This window comes from Yersinia frederiksenii ATCC 33641 (assembly GCF_000754805.1).
GTDB lineage: Bacteria > Pseudomonadota > Gammaproteobacteria > Enterobacterales > Enterobacteriaceae > Yersinia > Yersinia frederiksenii.
Genome location: NZ_KN150731.1, coordinates 4,856,009 through 4,871,081 on the forward strand (window position 1 = coordinate 4,856,009; position 15,073 = coordinate 4,871,081).

The window sequence follows — 15,073 nt, forward strand, 5'->3', positions numbered from 1 at the left end:
CCTTACTTGCTATTAACTGAGGAGACCAGATTTGCCAGATACTTATCGGTGATACGCTGGCGCAAGGTCAGGTTTTCTAGTGGTGGTACCGGCGTATAGTCATAATCGATATACAGTTTTCCGGCCTTCAGGGTTTCGGCGTCATTGGCTTCTTCGTCAAACCAGCAGCTTGCATCGACGATATAGCCGTTAGTTTTCAGCTCGCGAAACTTGGCATTGATGCCATCCACGATGTCGCGAATTAGTGTGGCGGTGACAGGTTTATCCACCGCCCATATATGCCCCTTGGCCATGGTGTCGGCGATAACCTGTGCGGTGCGGGTATAGTTCTCAAACAGGAATAGCGGGTCATCCGAGCAGGTACGGTTGCCCCAAAAACGGAAACCATCTTTGCGGATCAGCGTGGTGATACCGGATTCATTGAGCAGGTCGGCATCAGTACCCGGTTCCTGTAAATCCCAGAATACCGAGGAGCTGATACCGGTGACGCCATTGACACCGACGTTAGACAGCGTTTTGTGCCAGCCTTGTTCTTGGTCGATCTTGGCTCGCAGACCGAGTGCGCGAGCGGTGGCGTAGGCAATAGTTGTCGTGTTAGTCACAGTATTCCATGCCAGAAAATCCGGCCATATCACCATTAGCTCACGCTGACTGAAATTCTTGCGGTAGGCCATGGCCTCTGAAACCGTCTTGCAGCCCCATGCACTGATATAGCCAAAGGCACGTAGTTTCTGGCAAATTGGTGTCAGTGCGACAGCTACCTCTTTGTTATCCAGCCCCGGTACACCGAGAATACGGGGTTTAACGCCAGTGACTGCCTCGGCGGTAAGCAGTGCTTTCAGCCCGGTGTATTTGCCGTTTTCGTCAGTGGTGCCGATGATGTTGGATACCGTCTGCGCAAAGGCTGCATCTTCATCGTCGCCGCTGCCTTCTTCCACCCGCACCACTACAATGACCGGTTTTGACTGGTCAGCAATAGCCTGAAGGGCTGCGGCAAGGGTGCCTTTTTTCCCGGCTTTTGCGATGGCGCTCTGTACATTGGTAATTAACACCGGCTCATTGAGGGGGAATGTTGCTGCATCTGCATCGCTGGCCGTGCAGACCATACCGACAATCGCGGTTGAAACAGTAGAAATGACACGGGTGCCGTCGTTGATTTCGATGACTTGTACGCCGTGGTGATAGTCACTCATCCGTTTAACTCCGTGGTTAAGAGATGAGTGTTATTGTCCGGTTAGCTTTTAAGGACGTCTATTTATCTGGGTTGGTTAAGGTCTGACACAACAGCAAGAATAAGAAACGCGGGCAACTGCCCGCCTGAATTACGCCGGTTGTTTCGGCCAATTAATATCCGGTGCCGCTGATATATCTAGCTGATTAAGCTGAACTCGATATTTACGCCATGCTACTAACTCAGTTTCGGCGGTTGAGGTGGACATATCAAACTCAATACTGTCTTTGAGGATTTCAATTTGAGTATTGGCCTCCTCCAGCAAAATACTTTTCTTTTGCCTTGCTTCGGCTAAGTAATATTGTTTTTCCGCCTCACTGTCTTTAACCCATTTAGTGCCATTCCATCGGTCAAATGAACTGGAGGGGGCCAGTAGAGTGGTATTTTCTGGTAGCGAGCCAAGCTGATTGATGGTCTGTGGCTCACCGGTTTGCGTGCTGTAAATCTCGGTTTGGCGATGGTCTTCGACATATTCCCATTGCTGGGTTTCTTCATTAAAAATAACTGCATATCCCTTTTTAGCGAGCAAAGGTTTTATTTCCGTGCAGGATGCGGGTAGCCCAGTATAGGGAGCAATATAGTAATCACTTTCCCCAACATATTCTTTAGTCTCATAGTGATAATTAAAAACAGTAACAATCTGTTCTTTGTCAGACATGACAAAAGCCATGATTATGCAGCCCTCACAATGTAGTTAAATGCCATATTGACGGGACGGTTTTCATAGGCGGTAGGGACTACACGAGAGGCATCAAATCTCTTGGTTGTTGCTCCATTACCACCACTATTATTGGCATGGTGTCCAAAAGCATTACCTTCCTGATAGAACGCTCCTCCACAGCCATTCCAATATGAGTTACCGGCCAGATTTTGTATGTAGAATCCGGTAATGTTCCTGATGGCATCCCCCTGAAAACTGAGCAATGTACGACTACCATCAAGGTTGCGCCCATTGTCCCAACCACGAATAAACATACCGCGCAAGTCTGGTAGTACACCGCTCGGATAGGCTAGCGCCAATTGTGGGCAATGTACTTTATCAAACGCCTGACCGTTACAAATTATCCAACCTGCTGGCGGTATAGCTAATGGCCACGGCAATGGAATACCGACAGGTAAATTATCTTGCGCACGTAAATAACGAGCATCACTTTCAGCTTTGTTGTAAACCTCAATATTCTGTACAAACAGTGTCTTATTGGGGATATCAGAACCATTACTGTCTTTCGTCAACTTAGTACCAAGAGCGTCCGCCAGTGCCTTTAGGGTGCCAAGTTCAACCGGAACGTTGCCTTTCAGAAGGCTAATCCCTGTATGCACAAACTCAGTGGTAGCAATTTGCTGATTATTGGTGTCTTGTGCTGGCGTGGGTGCTGTTGGTATACCCGTCAGAGTGGGGCTGTGTTTGAACGCATATTGGTTATGCGGATTGGCGGCATCAATATGCTTTTTCAGTAAAGTATCGGCGTACTGTTTAACTTCAATGATTTTATTATCTACATATTGGCGAGTTGCCAGCACCACTGACGGATCAATTTTTAACTCCACTGCACTGGCACTGGAAACAATTAAAATCATTCGAATGGTTTGAGTTCGGCCACTCCCCTCCTGTAACAATGGTTTGTATGTTTCAGGGCAGTTTGCGACGGCAATTAACATTCCTTCACTGTCAAACAGACCGATTTCACGAATAAACCAGCCGCCCTCATTTTCGGGAATAACCTGCTCAACAATAATCTGATTTATATTTTGCGGGTCAATTGAGAGCATATTAACTGCGCCTCGCCTGACTTCATTTATCAGTGTTGTTTGTTCTGGATTTGGAGTTACCGCCTTTCCGCCACCATCCCCGACAGACATATGGGTAATCTTTAACGTTGTCCCTAATGCTGTCGCATTGGCCAACCGGGCCGCACCCTGATTCGTCAAAATTGCAAAATATTTCGTAGTCATTGGTTTACACATTCAGTGAGTCAATTAAATGTATAGCTGATGCAGGGAAGAACTCGCCTCCGACGGTGATTGCATCCGCTATATAGGGATAGATGGTCAGCGTTTCGCCGTGATAACAGAGTGCACCGACAAATAAGCTACCGGTTGAACTTAGACTGATATTAAGGCCAATCAGGTGACGGCTTGCCGGTTTGGCGTCATTAATTAAAAGCTCGAGCACCTGATACATTTCGTCAGTAATACCACTGTCGAGCACTCCGATAACGAGGCGAAAAGTGCCGGGTTCCTCGTTAAGCTGCCACCACTCTTTAACCTCAATCAGATAGCCAAGCGGTTCAACTGCCCGCTGCAATGCACTGATAGTGCCTTTGTGTTGATGGATAAAAAATGAGGATGCAATAACATGGCGTTTAGTCGCTTCCGACCAGTTAAAATCCCACCGGTCAACCGACAGCGCCCATGCCAAATAAGGTAACAGTGCGACAGGACATCGCTGCGGATCCCACAATGTACGCAGTGGCACTGACACACGGGTAATTTCAGCCGCCGCTTTTGCTGTCGCCACCTCCAGTACCGACGAACCCACGGGCAACAAGCGATTATCACTCATCCGTCCCCCCTACGGTGATCGTGTATTCAGTACAATAAGATGCCTGGTATTTATCGAGCACAATGTCATGGGCTGGCGAAGCCAGTTCCACACGCTGTACTCCTTCGACGTGAAGCACTGCATGGATGGCAGACAGGCGAATATCCCTCCCGATCCGATGCTGCGAACGGATATAGGTTTTGAGTTGTTGCTCTGCCGCTTGTCTAATGGGTTCTTGCTCGGGGCCGGGGTAAAAATATAACGTCGCATTAATCTGATATGGCACAATCTTGGCGCTCTGGACTGTTATACGGTCGCCCACCGGGCGCACGTCATCAGCATTGAGCGTTTTTTCTACAGCAGCCAGTAGATCAGAATTAGCGGTGCCGTCACCCTCACGTGATAGCACAGTAATCGTCACACAAGCAGGGGTAGGACTGACCACAGAAATATCCGCAACACGCCCGTCAGCGCTGCGACCATGATACTCATAAGCCTCGACTGGTCCCGCCACACTCAGCCCCTCGAATGCCTGCTGTGCTCGCAGACGTAAATCGGTGTCAGACTCCATCACTGCCGGTGTGGGTGGAATAGTGGTGTTATCTGCCGGGGTGATGGTAAGCCGTTCGGTATTGTTGTTTGCCGCCATCACGTCAAGATCATGACCAACGGCATAGGCCAGCATATTGGCGCGGGCCGCTTCGTTGACTCGCTGACGCCAGATAACCTCACGATAAGCATTTTCTTCAAGGAGTTTGGTCAGCGGTTCTGACTCCAGTGCTAGCGTGCGTGCAACGGCTTCCTGCTGTTCTTCGGGGAACAGAGAAATCAGTGTCGCTTTGCGCTCGGTGAGAATGGTTTCGAAATCAAGCTTCTCTACCACATCCGGCGCGGGGAGCTGGTTCAGGTCGATAATCGGCATGGTTTCAACTCACAGGAAGGGTTAACAAAAGACTTTCGCCCGTTTCAGCATGTTGGCCAGTCAAGTTGACCACCATCTGACCGTTAAACCGGCGTTCTGTGGTCACCGAGGTCAACTTTACGCGCGGTTCCCATTTGAGGATCGCCATGTAACAAGCCACCTTGATTTGCAGCTCAAGGGCGGGAGTTTGCGGCTGGTCAATCATCGAAGACAGCAACGAGCCATAATCACGGCGCATCACTCGTGAGCCAATGGGTGTAAGCAAAATATCACTCACACTTTGACGAATATGCTCTGCATCGGTGATCGCCCGACCCGTGGTGCGACTGATACCGATGTAACCTGCGGTCATAGTGGCGCTCCTGTTGTGCCGCCGCTGTCGACTGGATGTTGGTGGGTATGCAACACTTTGCCGTTTGACGACAATGAACCGCCGCTATGTTCAATATTGCCGCTCATCTTGCCGCCTTTTTGTACCTCCAGTGAGCCAGTAATCAGCGTATTGGTGCAAATCACTTCGGGGGAATCGAGAGTAATGCAGATTGATGCACTAACCCGTACCTCTGGCGCGGAGGCGATAAGAGTTTGCGATGCGCTGATATCGGCGGTTTTAATGCCGCACACCTTCAGGGCGCTGGTTTTCGGTTCATACTCAATAATGGCACCGTCAGGGAAAGCCAGATGCAGGGCATCCGCCGATTCCGAAGGTGCGGGATGGTCATCAGAAAAAATCCCCGGCAACACAAAAGCCGTATCAAGTTCACCACCGACAGCCAAAATTAATACCTGCTCACCCACCGATGGAGCCCACCATGTGCGAGAACGTCCAGCGCGGTGAGTCAGCCACTGGAGCCAGTCGGTTTTAATGCCGCCAGTCTGCACGCGGCAGCGGCCAGCAATCAGGTCGGTTTCAACAATCACGCCAGTGCGGATCATATTGCGCAGCATGCGGGCAAGTTCTTGAATATTTGTGAGTGTGTTCATAACGGAGAGGATGCCGGTGTGGTCATTCGATGGCAACGTGATGCCATTGGGCAGTAAACTACACAACAGGTTGTTGTTACGGCGTTTTGAAAGCTGAATAATTTGAAAAGGAATCCAAGATGTTTGATTTTATTGGCAGTGGAATTGATGGTCTTTATAAAATACTTTGGTTGATTATTATCTTGTATCTTGTTGTGTCAGGAGGCATTGGTTATCTACTCCGATTAATATCTAAACCGCTTAAAGTCGACTTTACTGACAGAATTATAAAAAATCTGGATAGCGATTTCCTAGACTTGCAATTACTTCGGCTTTACCACGGCATTAATGTTCTCAACAAGAAAGACGCGAGGCTGGTATCTAAAGCCATAAACAAAGGAATTCTATCTGAAAAAAGCTTCAGATTTCTTTCTTTTGCTCCTCCGATAGGAAAATTCAAACACGGCAAAGCTGAAATTGCTCTCTATGTAGCGTTTATTTTACTCTTTTTTGCATCTATTCTCATAGTCTGCAACTCCGTAAAAACATACAAATATGATTATGCTTCGTTTAATACAGGTAATGAACGCGCCCTTATCTCCGAAATTTATGTCTACGACCCAGAAAGCAACGAATATCTCAATGCGAAACAATGTAGGGAACTTACAACCGCTACAAATAAGAAAATTCTAATATCAGCATGCGGCAACCTTCTTACAAAAGATCCCGCAGAGAAAAGAGAACTAATGACTGCAATAGAAAATAACAATTCGTCATTCATTGCGGCGATGATACTAATTGTATTGCTCTTTATAATTACGTCATTTTTAACTCTTGGTTATGTGATTTACTTTGATACTAACAATAAGTTTATTGATTTTAAAAACAATGAGGAAAGACGTTTTGAATGAGCATTAACTTAACATTCTAATTATTTCATCCTCTATCAGTTCGGTATCACCATTATTAAACCCGAGTAATTTACGCTCGGGATATTCCACTGCGGTACTGTTGCGACCCGGTTTATCCTTTAGGCCATATTGATGAACCCGCGCGATACGCTGTACCTTGCTGGTAAACTCCACCACGGCAGCATTGTCATCGCCTTTGGCTTTCATAAAGCGGTTGGTATGCAATTTTGCGAACATTTCCCGCTTAATGCGGCCTTTCTTCGCTTTGATCGGTTGGCGCTTTCGCGGAGCATAGGGCGTGCCATCCGGCGATTTTTGGGATTTGATTCTCTGCTGCTGACGTTGGCGCAGCTTCTTCGCAATTTCGACAGTCATACGGCGACGGCTTGCGGGTGATAGTGCAGCAATCAGACCAGCCAACTTATCTTCAAATGGTTTAAATTCATTCATTCCACTGACTCACCAGTTCACCATTACTCCACATTTCTACCGGTCGCGTTATTGGTTCTGGTCGCGGTGGTTCCGGTATGTTTTGCACATGTAACGCGCCGTCAACCTCCCTGACAAGGGTACGCTCGGTCAGTAACAGGTTGATACTGACATCAATGCTATTGTCGTTATTGATATCGGTATACCATGTAAAGCCTTTTTTCTGGCCTTCATCGGTGGTCATAATATCGGGCTGATTTTCACGTAGCCATGCCATTATCGGCACCAGCAGTAAATCAATATCACCAGTGAAATCCGTCACCACCATATTGAGAGTGTACTGTTTTTCAAATGACAGTGAGGCGGCCAGTGTGGCGGCAATTTTGCCGTTATCGACAAATAAACGCAGCATATCGGGATTGGTACGCAACACCGGCACAGCATCAGTGAGGGTTTTGCGCAAACTGTCGGGTTTCAACATCTAATTCATCCTGACATTGTTTAACAATCTCAACCTGTAACGCGCAACGTACGAGTGCATGCTCAAGCTGACGAATATCGGCACTCAAATCGCCGTTAGTTTTCGGGTCGCTGCCGGGCATCGGGCAAAGGCTGACTCTCGGGCATCCGCTGTAAACAATGACTGGCGGATGCGCAGGCGGGGCGTCGGTGCATCCGGCGCACAACATCAGGCAAATCAGTGCGGTACCAGCGGCGAAAGGTTTCGTTTTCATTGAGTAATCTTGTGATGGTTTGTTCACGCTGTGCTGCCAGTTTTCCAGCGGCGTCAAGCTGTTGTCGTAGGGTAATCTGTGCTCTCTCATTTTTATCAGCTCGGTTGGCAGCAACGTTAAGCTGATTTTTCAGCATGCTAATCGTGTTTTTTTGCTCATTGGCGACGCAATTAGCTCTCTCAAGCGACCTGCTTAGATTGCCGTTCTCATCACGCAGCCATAACACACCGAACACGGCCAGAATCAGTAATACGATTACTGTTTTCATTGTGTTCCCTTAAGACAATAAGCGCGTTCACGCTGGCGGCGATTCTCCAGCCCTTTACTTTTGACTCCATTGACATATACCCAGCGAGATAGTTGATCACATGCCTGTTCCCATTGTCGGCGTTTTAGATACGAAACCAGCGTCGAGCGACAGGCGGCTGCCGTACCGACGTTAAACGAAAAACTAACAAGTGCATCGTAAACCGGCTGCGGCATGTCTACTGGCACACAGGTTGCCAGTTGTTGCTCAACATGGAGAACATCGGCGACTAAATTTTCCGCCGCATCACGCTCGGTAATATCTCTTTTAGGTACAACTCCAGCAGTGTGACCAATACCTGATGTCCAGACTCCCGCGCTGCATTGATAGGGCCGCAGACGACATCCCTCAAGATCGGCGAGCAGGGTAAGGCCTTCCGGCGAGGTATGTAGCAAATGAAAATCAGGCATCAATACCGTCAACGCCAGCACCACACCGACACTGCAACGTTTAACGATTGAATTCACGGGTCACCCCTTCATTAAGCCCCATAGATCTGAGGTAATTAAAGGTTTTGCGGCGATACCAGAAATTAACCAGCGCGGTAAAAATGGCGCAGCTCCCACCGATATAGAGTGCAAATCTATCTGGCGTCTGTGTGCCGAACCATGCAAGTGCTACTGATAACCAGTAAGTAATAAATGTGCTGATCTTCTCCATTGTCAGTCCCACAGGTTTACAGTCTCTGTGACAGGTGAGGTTTGAACATCTGGCAGTTCAACGGCAGTGCCATGCGGTAGCACCGCCCCAAGTTCTGCCAGCCCCGGATTAGCGGCGAGCACCGTTTCAAATACTCCCTCGGTGCGCCCGTAATATCGAGCGCAAATGAGGTCAAGGGTATCGCCTTGTTGTGCCATGATTTGCATCAGATGTGGCCCACAATACAGCGTGGTTTATCTTGGATGCGCGAGACCGACCAGCGCATATCACGCCACAACTCATCAATAGTGCTGTCGATACTGTCAGCTTTTTTGTCGCCTTTGGCACTGGTATCTACGCCGCGATAACGTTCATACAAGGTCGCGGTCGCCATTGCACAAACGGCGCGCACATAATAGAAAACACGGATATTCTCCCCATCGACCTCATCCGACGGCACATCTATAAGGCGGTTAAACCCAGCGGTGACTTGCTGCTCGCGAAAATCGTGCAACTCTGCATTGGTCTCTGCCATACCGGTTTTAATGGCCTCACGCAGTCGTGCTGGAGAAACGGTCTGCTCAAGCCGCATCAGATCACGAACGCGTTTTGGGTCGATGTCGGGAAAGAAAAAGGTGTTCTTTATCAGTGGCTCGTCATGCGCAGATGGCGGAATGACTACTGTGTCGCCATGTGGCTGCTCATCTTTTTTGGAAATAATCACTGTCGTCATGACAACCTCAAAATAGAGGGCGGTGGACGCAAGCGTTGATCTGGTAAGTTGTCGCGGCTTGCGTGCCGCCCGGCGCGGGGCGCATTTGGTTAACGACTGGCGCTGGCTTTACGCAGTTGGCTCTCCAGCCGTTCAATATCTTTTTTCACACCGCAATGGTTGTTGAGTTGTAAAGCGCGTTTCAGATGGACGAGTGCTTGCTCTGCTTTGCCACTGTCCCGCAGGACGATACCGGCGATTTTGTGCAGCTTGGCGCGCACTTGATCGGGCATATCCTCGGCATCGGTCAGTTCCATTGTGGCCAGCAGGTGGTCGATATTGACGGACTGGCCAGCACTGTGGGCGCGAGTGGCGGCATCGGCCACATCTTCAGCCAATAAGTAAGGCGTAGAGCGTTTATAGCGATCCGGCATCACGAGGCGATGGTGCAAGGCATAGTGGGCAATCTCCAGCGCACCGGCAATATCGCCAACATCCAGCTTCCACACCATAACCGTCATCAATACCGCATCTTGTGCGCCTCGGCCTTCACTCAACACTCCGCTCACCCAAGGGGCGTAATAGGGCAGCATTTCCCGTTTGCGTTCAGCTTTGCGCTCCATTGAATGCACATTTTTCAGGGCGCGAATATCTTCAGCTAGTTTTAGTAGCATCAGTTCATAGCCATTGGCATGGCGCAGCGGCTCATCAATCTGCTGCGCCGCCTCCGCCGCTAAAACTCGCATCATGTGCCGTCTGGCGGGGCTTAACATGATTTAGGCTCCAATCTCTGAATGCTCGTTTTTCGTTTCAGTCAATAGTTGGATATTTTCAATCAGGCAACCACAGCCGTATTCCTCCACCACATAATCCTGTTTGATAGATTCGTAGTTTTCGATGCGATCGCGGCGGGCGACTTCTTCGATATGGCGACGGTGGCTCTCGTCCATAAAATAGATCGACAGGTTGTCCAAACGAGTCACTAACATGGCATTGGCAGGGAAGTAGGGCACACGCACCGCTGGCAAGTTGCCGATACGTTTTTGGCTAACAATTACATCCGCTGCCAACATTTCGCTATTGGGTTGTTTTTGGTTAATTAGTGGGAAATATTTATCGGCTAACAACTCACGGCCACAGATCACCACTAAATCGGGATCTTCCTGATGCCACGGGTCAATCATGGTATTGGTGGCATCAAATACCAGCGCATCGAGGTTTTTATAGTCGCCATTTTCGCCGACACGAATGACGCTGGAAATTATCGCACCATCTTTACCGGTCACTTTATCCATCACCCGTTGCGGCGCTTCGTTGCGGTATTTTTGTAGCCAGCCCACGGCTACATCTTGCAGCATTGGGTTTTGTTTGCGGTTCGACGTTGCAGAGCGTTTCACACCGTTAAAGCCCGCCATGATGTAATCCAATGCCTGACGCTTGGCGATGGCATCACGCAGCCGCAGTTGAAAATCCTGATACCGCGCCCACAGGTCTAGTGTGTTATAGCGGATATGAAAATCGAAGTTCATCTGTTCACACTGATAACGGCGGGCTTCCAGCGTGGCAAAGTCAGCTGTTTCACGCTCGGTGCCAGTCGCAGTATCAGTAGTGCTGGCAATAGAACCAGTGACGCCGATACCGATTTTTTCACCGGTTAACTCGGCCACCGGCACCATATTGATACGGCTGAGAAACTCGGATGACTCCTGCACGCGGGTCATCAGGGTTTGGGTAACCGACGGCTCGACGCTGAATTTTTTCGCCACATCGCTCACCTCAATGCCATTCAATTTGGCAACCTGAGTCAGGTAAGCGTTGAATTTGATTCGGGTATTAGGTCGCATGAGGTTCTCTCAGTCTGGTTATTAACAGTTGGTCAGAAAGGTTTCATCACCATTACCGCCGTTGGCCATCGGGCGACGCAGTTGGATCAGGCTTTCGCTATGGTCGAGGCTGGCGTACAGGTGGGAAAGTTGCTGCTGATTGGCTTCAATCTGTTGCTCAATTTGTTGAAAACGTTGCTCGTTAGTATCAGCCTGAACTTGCAACTGTTCAGCAACGGTGGTCACTGCGGCGTGAACATCAGTAAAGCGGGCATCGTCAGAGGATTGCTTGCGGTTAAACAGCTCTTTTACCCGGCTAAGTAAACTGATTCCGGATTCGGGAATCTCTTCAAATTCAATCGCGGCCTCAACGGCAACAGAGAACAAATCGGTGGGTTCCAGTTTCTTACCGGCCAGCGGGTTGGTTTTGGCACGGGCGCAGAATTCCAACATTTCAGTACCCAAGCTGGCCGGGTCATCAGTCACCGCCAGGCCAATCAGATAGCATTTACCGCTGTTGGAGAAATTCGGGCGAATCTCCATTGAGGTGTAAACCTTTTGTCGGGCTTGCACCATTGCCACTAAATCCTCAGTTGGAACCACCTTGGCATATAACGCCCACTTACCGTTTAGCGCGGAATCATCATTAATCTTCTCGGCTTTTAGCTCGACCACATCACCATAACGGCGGAAAGGGCTGTCAGGCAGTAAACCTTTAATATGCTCCAGATTGATGCGGCAACCATAGACGCGCGGGTCAAAGGTATCTGCCATTTGCTGAATGTCATTACCGTCGATAATGCGACCATCGCAAGTATCACCTTCGACGCCGATACGGAAAAACTTAGAAATTTTCTTGGCCATAATGGGAGTCCGTGAATGGGTCAGTTAAATCAGCGCTAGTTTCCTGACTCCCAATATCCATCGCCACTACTCAAAATCCTTTAATCACTGACACAACAGTGAGTTGAGGAAGAATTAAATTCGTTTTCGTAGCCTTGCGCTCATGATGACGACCCCAACTACTCTTATCAGCGATCCACGACGGCAGGCGGCTTTGCTTTACTGGCAGGGCTTTTCTGTGCGCCAGATTGCGGAGATTCTGAACCAGAAAGCGCCAACCGTGCAGAGCTGGAAACAGCGGGATGTCTGGGAGGATGTTTCCCCAGTATCGCGTGTGGAGAGCAGTCTGGAAGCGCGGTTGATTCAGCTGATTATGAAAAATAACAAGGAGGGGGGCGACTACAAAGAGATTGACCTGCTAGGTCGCCAGATTGAGCGATTGGCACGGGTTAATCGTTACAACCAAACCGGCAATGAAGCCGATCTGAATCCGAAGATACGTAACCGTAATAAAGGGGAACGTAAGTCGGCTGAGAAGAATGTGTTTAGCGACGCGGCTATTGAAGCGCTGAATGATATTTTTCTGGAAACCACGTTTGAATATCAGAAAGGTTGGTATCGGGCTGGCTTGCAGCATCGTATTCGCAATATTCTTAAATCGCGCCAAATTGGCGCGACCTTCTACTTTGCCCGTGAAGCGCTAATAGATGCGCTAACCACTGGGCGCAATCAGATCTTCCTGTCAGCCAGTAAGGCGCAGGCGCATGTATTCAAAAACTACATTATAGATTTTGCCCGACAGGTAGAAGTTGACCTGAAAGGCGATCCGATGGTGCTGGCCAACGGTGCGCGGCTGTTCTTTCTCGGCACTAATATCCGCACCGCTCAGAGCTACACCGGCAACCTGTATCTCGATGAATACTTTTGGATACCGAAGTTTCAGGAGTTGCGCAAAGTGGCTTCGGGTATGTCATTACACAAAAAATGGCGCACCACCTATTTTTCTACGCCATCCAGTCTGGCCCACAGCGCATATCCGTTTTGGTCTGGCGAGCTGTTTAATAAAGGGCGTAAGAACAAAGAACAGCATATTTATGTTGATCTCAGCCATAGCCATTTGATGCACGGTGCGCTGTGTGGCGACGGTCAGTGGCGGCAGATTGTCACTGTTGAAGATGCGCTGGCGGGTGGCTGTAACCTGTTTGACCTCGACCAACTCGCGCTGGAATACAGCCCTGCGGAATATCAAAACCTGCTGATGTGCGAATTCGTCGATGATAAAACCTCGGTATTCCCGTTCGAAGAGTTGCAGGGCTGCATGGTCGATAGTCTGGAGGAGTGGGACGATTTTAATCCTTACGCCTATCGACCTTTTGGTTATCGGGCGGTTTGGTTGGGTTATGACCCGTCTCACACCGGTGACAGTGCGGGTTGTGTGGTATTGGCTCCACCGCTGGTACTCGGCGGCAAATTCCGCATTTTGGAACGCCATCAATGGAAGGGAATGGACTTCGCCACTCAAGCTGAATCCATCAAAACCCTAACTGAAAAATACTGCGTGGAATATATCGGTATCGACGCCACGGGCATTGGGCAGGGCGTCTATCAATTAGTGCGGGAGTTCTTTCCGGCGGTGCGGGAGATTCGTTACAGTCCGGAGATTAAAACCGCGCTGGTGCTGAAAGCCAAAGACCTGATCACCAGTGGGCGGCTGGAGTATGACTCCGGCCACACCGATATCACCCAATCTTTTATGGCTATCCGCAAAACCATGACTGCCAGCGGTGGCCGTGCCACTTACCAAGCTAGCCGCAGCGAAGACGCCAGTCATGCAGATATCGCATGGGCGGCGATGCACGCGATGATTAATGAACCGCTAACCGCCGGTAACGGTTATGCCCAATCTTCAATTCTGGATTTTAACTGATGAGCAAACGCAAAGGCCGCAAGGCAGTAAAATCAACCAATCTAACTCGGCAACCGCAGCAACCAATTGAAGTGTTTAGCTTTGGCGAACCGTCCGCAGTGTTGGATCGCCGCGACATTCTGGATTACGCTGAATGCATCGGTAACGGCAAATGGATTGAACCGCCGATCAGTTTTACTGGGTTGGCCAAAAGTCTGCGGGCGGCGGTGCATCACAGCTCACCGATTTATGTGAAACGTAATATTCTGACCAGCACTTTTATTCCACATCCACTGCTTAGCGCCCAAGAGTTTAGCCGCTTTGCTCTGGATTTTTTGGTCTTCGGCAATGCCTTTCTGGAGAAGCGCTTCAATCGCTTAGGCAAGTTAATGCGGCTGGAATGTTCACCGGCCAAATATACCCGCCGTGGAGTAGAAGATGATGTGTATTGGTTCGTGCAATCATTCCGAGAACCGCATCGCTTTGAACCAGGCACGGTATTTCACCTGATTGAACCGGATATCAATCAGGAACTTTATGGCTTGCCGGAATATCTCAGTTCACTCAACTCAGCATGGCTGAACGAGTCGGCCACGTTATTTCGTCGCAAGTATTTCCAGAACGGCGCACATGCCGGTTATATTATGTATGTCACCGATGCGGCCCAAAGTAATACCGATGTAGAAACCTTACGCAACGCCATGCGCAGCACCAAAGGGTTAGGGAATTTTAAAAACTTGTTCTTCTACGCCCCAAATGGCAAGCCTGACGGTATTAAGATTGTCCCACTCAGCGAGGTGGCCACCAAAGACGACTTCTTTAATATCAAAAACGCCAGTCGCGACGACCTACTCAGCGCCCACCGCGTACCACCGCAGATGATGGGTATTATCCCCAATAACACTGGCGGATTTGGCGACATAGAAAAAGCCAGTCAGGTGTTTGTAAGGAATGAGTTGATGCCGCTACAGGAACGGATGAAAGAGGTGAATGAGTGGATAGGGGAGGTGGTTGTAGATTTTAAACTATACAATCTGAAATGTGTTTAGTTTTTTATTGATATTAAAACTGACAGCATATATTTTTCACTGTCAGTTCGTTATTATCTAAA

At 49.1% G+C, this 15,073-nt stretch carries 21 protein-coding genes; 3 read left to right on the top strand and 18 right to left on the bottom strand.

Annotation, left to right across the window (positions count from 1 at the left end; all coding sequences use genetic code 11):
* Window positions 1-2 precede the first annotated feature (2 nt).
* The 7 genes from DJ58_RS00510 to DJ58_RS00480 all read right to left on the bottom strand — a co-directional run bounded on the left by DJ58_RS00510 (window position 3) and on the right by DJ58_RS00480 (window position 5,679).
* Window positions 3-1,193, bottom strand: a complete 1,191-nt coding sequence (locus DJ58_RS00510; RefSeq protein WP_004708266.1) for a phage tail sheath protein — start codon at window positions 1,191-1,193, stop codon at window positions 3-5.
* Between the two features lie 129 nt (window positions 1,194-1,322).
* A complete protein-coding gene (locus tag DJ58_RS00505; protein WP_226977632.1) occupies window positions 1,323-1,889 on the bottom strand; it encodes a tail fiber assembly protein in 567 nt (188 codons plus the stop codon).
* A gap of 14 nt (window positions 1,890-1,903) precedes the next feature.
* Complete coding sequence (locus DJ58_RS00500; protein ID WP_032910798.1) at window positions 1,904-3,184, bottom strand: phage tail protein; 1,281 nt, start codon at window positions 3,182-3,184, stop codon at window positions 1,904-1,906.
* A gap of 4 nt (window positions 3,185-3,188) precedes the next feature.
* A complete protein-coding gene (locus DJ58_RS00495; RefSeq protein ID WP_032910799.1) occupies window positions 3,189-3,794 on the bottom strand; it encodes a phage tail protein I in 606 nt (201 codons plus the stop codon).
* A complete protein-coding gene (locus DJ58_RS00490; protein WP_004708273.1) occupies window positions 3,787-4,695 on the bottom strand; it encodes a baseplate assembly protein in 909 nt (302 codons plus the stop codon). Before DJ58_RS00490 ends, DJ58_RS00495 begins: the two co-directional genes overlap by 8 nt.
* Window positions 4,696-4,699: 4 nt before the next feature.
* Entirely contained in the window at window positions 4,700-5,047 is a 348-nt protein-coding gene (locus tag DJ58_RS00485) for a GPW/gp25 family protein (RefSeq protein ID WP_032910800.1), read from the bottom strand.
* Complete coding sequence (locus DJ58_RS00480) at window positions 5,044-5,679, bottom strand: phage baseplate assembly protein V (protein WP_004708278.1); 636 nt, start codon at window positions 5,677-5,679, stop codon at window positions 5,044-5,046. Before DJ58_RS00480 ends, DJ58_RS00485 begins: the two co-directional genes overlap by 4 nt.
* 119 nt (window positions 5,680-5,798) lie before the next feature.
* Here DJ58_RS00480 and DJ58_RS00475 point away from each other — a divergent pair, with 119 nt between their 5' ends.
* The gene (locus DJ58_RS00475) at window positions 5,799-6,569 is read left to right on the top strand and encodes a hypothetical protein (protein ID WP_004708279.1); all 771 of its coding nucleotides are present in this window, start codon (window positions 5,799-5,801) and stop codon (window positions 6,567-6,569) included.
* Window positions 6,570-6,572: 3 nt separating this feature from the next.
* Here DJ58_RS00475 and DJ58_RS00470 read toward each other — a convergent pair whose 3' ends face one another.
* The 11 genes from DJ58_RS00470 to DJ58_RS00425 form a co-directional block, all read right to left on the bottom strand.
* Entirely contained in the window at window positions 6,573-7,019 is a 447-nt protein-coding gene (locus tag DJ58_RS00470) for a phage virion morphogenesis protein (protein WP_032910801.1), read from the bottom strand.
* Window positions 7,012-7,479, bottom strand: a complete 468-nt coding sequence (locus DJ58_RS00465; protein ID WP_004708283.1) for a phage tail protein — start codon at window positions 7,477-7,479, stop codon at window positions 7,012-7,014. The genes DJ58_RS00470 and DJ58_RS00465 overlap by 8 nt, the downstream gene beginning before the upstream one ends.
* Window positions 7,442-7,687: an Rz1-like lysis system protein LysC gene (gene lysC / locus DJ58_RS23965; RefSeq protein ID WP_080544619.1), complete on the bottom strand. Its 246-nt coding sequence runs from the start codon at window positions 7,685-7,687 to the stop codon at window positions 7,442-7,444. The genes DJ58_RS00465 and lysC overlap by 38 nt, the downstream gene beginning before the upstream one ends.
* Complete coding sequence (gene lysB, locus DJ58_RS00460) at window positions 7,575-8,000, bottom strand: Rz-like lysis system protein LysB (RefSeq protein WP_032910802.1); 426 nt, start codon at window positions 7,998-8,000, stop codon at window positions 7,575-7,577. The genes lysC and lysB overlap by 113 nt, the downstream gene beginning before the upstream one ends.
* The gene (locus DJ58_RS00455; RefSeq protein WP_032910803.1) at window positions 7,997-8,506 is read right to left on the bottom strand and encodes a lysozyme; all 510 of its coding nucleotides are present in this window, start codon (window positions 8,504-8,506) and stop codon (window positions 7,997-7,999) included. The genes lysB and DJ58_RS00455 overlap by 4 nt, the downstream gene beginning before the upstream one ends.
* Window positions 8,490-8,711, bottom strand: coding sequence for a phage holin family protein (locus tag DJ58_RS00450; RefSeq protein WP_032910804.1), 222 nt, complete (start codon window positions 8,709-8,711; stop codon window positions 8,490-8,492). The genes DJ58_RS00455 and DJ58_RS00450 overlap by 17 nt, the downstream gene beginning before the upstream one ends.
* Window positions 8,702-8,905, bottom strand: a complete 204-nt coding sequence (locus DJ58_RS00445; protein ID WP_032910805.1) for a tail protein X — start codon at window positions 8,903-8,905, stop codon at window positions 8,702-8,704. Before DJ58_RS00445 ends, DJ58_RS00450 begins: the two co-directional genes overlap by 10 nt.
* The gene (locus tag DJ58_RS00440) at window positions 8,905-9,411 is read right to left on the bottom strand and encodes a head completion/stabilization protein (protein WP_004708287.1); all 507 of its coding nucleotides are present in this window, start codon (window positions 9,409-9,411) and stop codon (window positions 8,905-8,907) included. The genes DJ58_RS00445 and DJ58_RS00440 overlap by 1 nt, the downstream gene beginning before the upstream one ends.
* 89 nt (window positions 9,412-9,500) lie before the next feature.
* Window positions 9,501-10,163, bottom strand: coding sequence for a phage terminase small subunit (locus DJ58_RS00435; protein ID WP_032910806.1), 663 nt, complete (start codon window positions 10,161-10,163; stop codon window positions 9,501-9,503).
* 3 nt (window positions 10,164-10,166) lie between these two features.
* Window positions 10,167-11,234, bottom strand: a complete 1,068-nt coding sequence (locus DJ58_RS00430) for a phage major capsid protein, P2 family (protein WP_004708289.1) — start codon at window positions 11,232-11,234, stop codon at window positions 10,167-10,169.
* 21 nt (window positions 11,235-11,255) lie between these two features.
* Window positions 11,256-12,077 (bottom strand): GPO family capsid scaffolding protein, encoded by an 822-nt coding sequence (locus tag DJ58_RS00425; RefSeq protein WP_004708290.1) that lies wholly within the window; start codon window positions 12,075-12,077, stop codon window positions 11,256-11,258.
* A gap of 142 nt (window positions 12,078-12,219) precedes the next feature.
* Here DJ58_RS00425 and DJ58_RS00420 point away from each other — a divergent pair, with 142 nt between their 5' ends.
* Both DJ58_RS00420 and DJ58_RS00415 read left to right on the top strand, forming a co-directional pair.
* Entirely contained in the window at window positions 12,220-13,983 is a 1,764-nt protein-coding gene (locus DJ58_RS00420) for a terminase ATPase subunit family protein (RefSeq protein WP_004708291.1), read from the top strand.
* The gene (locus DJ58_RS00415) at window positions 13,983-15,011 is read left to right on the top strand and encodes a phage portal protein (RefSeq protein WP_032910807.1); all 1,029 of its coding nucleotides are present in this window, start codon (window positions 13,983-13,985) and stop codon (window positions 15,009-15,011) included. The genes DJ58_RS00420 and DJ58_RS00415 overlap by 1 nt, the downstream gene beginning before the upstream one ends.
* Window positions 15,012-15,073: the final 62 nt, after the last annotated feature.

What these genes read in the sequence shown, in the direction of transcription:
- DJ58_RS00510 (WP_004708266.1), bottom strand. Translation starts at nt 1,193, where the DNA reads ATGAGTGACTATCACCACGGCGTACAAGTCATCGAAATCAACGACGGC.
- DJ58_RS00505 (WP_226977632.1), bottom strand. Translation starts at nt 1,889, where the DNA reads ATGTCTGACAAAGAACAGATTGTTACTGTTTTTAATTATCACTATGAG.
- DJ58_RS00500 (WP_032910798.1), bottom strand. Translation starts at nt 3,184, where the DNA reads ATGACTACGAAATATTTTGCAATTTTGACGAATCAGGGTGCGGCCCGG.
- DJ58_RS00495 (WP_032910799.1), bottom strand. Translation starts at nt 3,794, where the DNA reads ATGAGTGATAATCGCTTGTTGCCCGTGGGTTCGTCGGTACTGGAGGTG.
- DJ58_RS00490 (WP_004708273.1), bottom strand. Translation starts at nt 4,695, where the DNA reads ATGCCGATTATCGACCTGAACCAGCTCCCCGCGCCGGATGTGGTAGAG.
- DJ58_RS00485 (WP_032910800.1), bottom strand. Translation starts at nt 5,047, where the DNA reads ATGACCGCAGGTTACATCGGTATCAGTCGCACCACGGGTCGGGCGATC.
- DJ58_RS00480 (WP_004708278.1), bottom strand. Translation starts at nt 5,679, where the DNA reads ATGAACACACTCACAAATATTCAAGAACTTGCCCGCATGCTGCGCAAT.
- DJ58_RS00475 (WP_004708279.1), top strand. Translation starts at nt 5,799, where the DNA reads ATGTTTGATTTTATTGGCAGTGGAATTGATGGTCTTTATAAAATACTT.
- DJ58_RS00470 (WP_032910801.1), bottom strand. Translation starts at nt 7,019, where the DNA reads ATGAATGAATTTAAACCATTTGAAGATAAGTTGGCTGGTCTGATTGCT.
- DJ58_RS00465 (WP_004708283.1), bottom strand. Translation starts at nt 7,479, where the DNA reads ATGTTGAAACCCGACAGTTTGCGCAAAACCCTCACTGATGCTGTGCCG.
- lysC (WP_080544619.1), bottom strand. Translation starts at nt 7,687, where the DNA reads ATGTTGTGCGCCGGATGCACCGACGCCCCGCCTGCGCATCCGCCAGTC.
- lysB (WP_032910802.1), bottom strand. Translation starts at nt 8,000, where the DNA reads ATGAAAACAGTAATCGTATTACTGATTCTGGCCGTGTTCGGTGTGTTA.
- DJ58_RS00445 (WP_032910805.1), bottom strand. Translation starts at nt 8,905, where the DNA reads ATGCAAATCATGGCACAACAAGGCGATACCCTTGACCTCATTTGCGCT.
- DJ58_RS00440 (WP_004708287.1), bottom strand. Translation starts at nt 9,411, where the DNA reads ATGACGACAGTGATTATTTCCAAAAAAGATGAGCAGCCACATGGCGAC.
- DJ58_RS00435 (WP_032910806.1), bottom strand. Translation starts at nt 10,163, where the DNA reads ATGTTAAGCCCCGCCAGACGGCACATGATGCGAGTTTTAGCGGCGGAG.
- DJ58_RS00430 (WP_004708289.1), bottom strand. Translation starts at nt 11,234, where the DNA reads ATGCGACCTAATACCCGAATCAAATTCAACGCTTACCTGACTCAGGTT.
- DJ58_RS00425 (WP_004708290.1), bottom strand. Translation starts at nt 12,077, where the DNA reads ATGGCCAAGAAAATTTCTAAGTTTTTCCGTATCGGCGTCGAAGGTGAT.
- DJ58_RS00420 (WP_004708291.1), top strand. Translation starts at nt 12,220, where the DNA reads ATGATGACGACCCCAACTACTCTTATCAGCGATCCACGACGGCAGGCG.
- DJ58_RS00415 (WP_032910807.1), top strand. Translation starts at nt 13,983, where the DNA reads ATGAGCAAACGCAAAGGCCGCAAGGCAGTAAAATCAACCAATCTAACT.